Here is a 2,090-nt window from a genome sequence, read left to right as displayed (position 1 = left end):
GGGTCCGGGCGGGTGCGTGCGCGGCGGCCGTGATGGCGCCGCCGCTCGACGGCGCGCGGCCGGTCCCGGGCGGGGAGGTCCGCTCCCCGGCCGCGTCCGCGGTGTTCGCACCGCGGACGCGGGCGTCCGGGCCTGTGCCCGGCCGGGTCAGGTGGCGGCGGCCGCCGCGCGGTCCTGTTCGGTGTCGGTCCAGGCGCGCTGGAAGAGACCGCGGACGGGTACGGCGGGCACGTGGACGCGCAGGCTGGGGCCGGCGCCGGGGATGCGGGACAGTTTGGCGGCTTCGACGCCTCTGGCGGCGAAGGTCGACTCGGTCCACGGTCCGGGGGCGAAGAGGGTGCGTTGGACGCCCTGCCGCTCCTCGGCGACGACGAGTCCGCTGCCGCGCAGCTCGTCGGCGGCGGCCGCGTGGCGTGCCGTGTCCCAGCCGTTCCACCGGGTGACGCGCGGGTCGTCGGGGTCGGGCAGCGTGATGAGCTGGAGGTAGAGGCGGGCGGCGTCCTCGCTGAGGCCGCGGGTCCGGGCGAGTGCGGCCACCAGGTCGGGGGCCGAGTGCAGCGGGTCGTGGTGGTGGCCGCCGGCCGCCGGCGGGGTGTCGAGCTGGTCGGCGATGTCCGCGCTGGCGTCGGCGAGCAGGAACCGCACGTCGGCTACGGCGGAGGACGGTACGGGCGTGTTCCAGCGCCGGTCGCGCGCGGGCGGGGCGGCGGGTTCCAGCTCCGCGAGGCGGTCCAGCAGCGGGTCGGCGGGGCCGCTGAGGGCGGCGGGGCGCAGCCACAGGTGGTATCCGCCGCCGGCGGGGGCGAGTTCGAGGGCGGGGCCGACCGCGAGCCGTCCCGCGGCCGAGCGCAGGGCCGTCGCCCCGGCGGCCTCCTCGATCCGGGCGACGGAGTGCAGGTCGCCGATGAGCACCTGGGTGGCGGGCTCGCCGCAGGTCGCGCGCAGCCGCCGCAGGTGCGCGGCGGCGGTGCGGGCGGGCGGTGTGCCGGGGGTGAGCCGGTAGCCGAGTGACGCCGCCGCGGGCAGCGCTCCCTCCACGGTGGGCGTGCCGTCGGGGGCGAGCAGGGCGAGGAAGGCGGGGCGGCGGCGCGCGAACGGGGTGTGGTCGAGGACGACCTCCTCCCAGAGGTGCTCCGCGAGGTGCTCGGTCGCGGGGTGCCGCGCCAGCCAGCGCGCGGCGGCCGCGGCGGCGTCGGCTCCGCCGCTCCACAGCTCGGCGGGGTCGGCGGGCATGGCGGCGTCCAGGAGCTCCTGGTGCTCGGTCTCGTCGGTGAGGGCGGACACCAGGAGGTAGGCGGTGTGGATCCGGGCCGGGGTGAGTCCGAGCTCGGTGAAGTGGTGGTGGTCGGCCTGCCAGACGCGGCTGTTGGTGTTGTCCCAGGTGAAGTCCACGCAGGGGGACAGCAGGAGCGCGGCGTGAACCGTTCCGAGCCCGGTGGCGGCGGCGAAGGCGCGTACGGCGTCGATGCGGCCGGGTGCCGGACCGCGTGCGTCGAGCAGGTCGGCGACGTCGGTGAGGGACCGGGGGCCGCCCCGGCCCCGGCAGACGCGCTCGCCCGGCCGGGGCCGGCGGGCGCCGGGGTGGGGGGTGTAGCTCAGGGTGGCGGTCCGGGTGGCGCGGCCGTAGAGCTGGCGGTCGAGTGCGAGGACGCCCGTGGGCGGGTTCGCCCGGGAGTAGACGGAGGCGGGGGTGGCGCCGGTCTCCCAGTGGACGCTCCAGGTGCCGTCGGTGGCGATGAGGTCGGGCACGTCGGCGAGGTCGCGGAGCTCCTCGGCGCGGGCGGAGCACCACTGCTCGCTGCTCCACGCGGCGCGCAGGGCGGTCGCGGAGAGGCGGCCCAGCTGGTCGGCGAGGTCGCGGGTGTGGGTGGTGTCGAAGGTTGCGACGGCCTCTCGGGAGCCGGAGGCCAGGTCGGCGGCGGCGCGGGCGGTGGCGGCGATCCGTGCGTAGGCGGTGGCACGCTCGGAGCGGCGCGGCCCGGCGGCGACGGCGGGCAGTTCGCGCGGGGCGGGCTCGGCCTCCTCGTCCGGGGCGGCCGGGCCGGCGGTGCCGCGGCCGGGCGCGGCGGCCGGCGGGGCGGTGCCCAGGT

1 protein-coding gene is annotated in these 2,090 nt (G+C 79.0%); it reads right to left on the bottom strand.

Translation table 11 applies throughout. The features are described from left to right. Window positions 1–147: 147 nt before the first annotated feature. On the bottom strand, window positions 148–2,090 hold a 1,943-nt coding region (locus DEF28_RS27780; protein WP_199493562.1), incomplete at its 5' end, for a hypothetical protein.

The sequence above is a fragment of the Marinitenerispora sediminis genome, from assembly GCF_003336425.1.
Lineage (GTDB): Bacteria > Actinomycetota > Actinomycetes > Streptosporangiales > Streptosporangiaceae > Marinitenerispora > Marinitenerispora sediminis.
The sequence above is the reverse complement of the archived record's forward strand: the minus strand, read 5'-3'. Positions and strand labels throughout refer to the sequence as shown.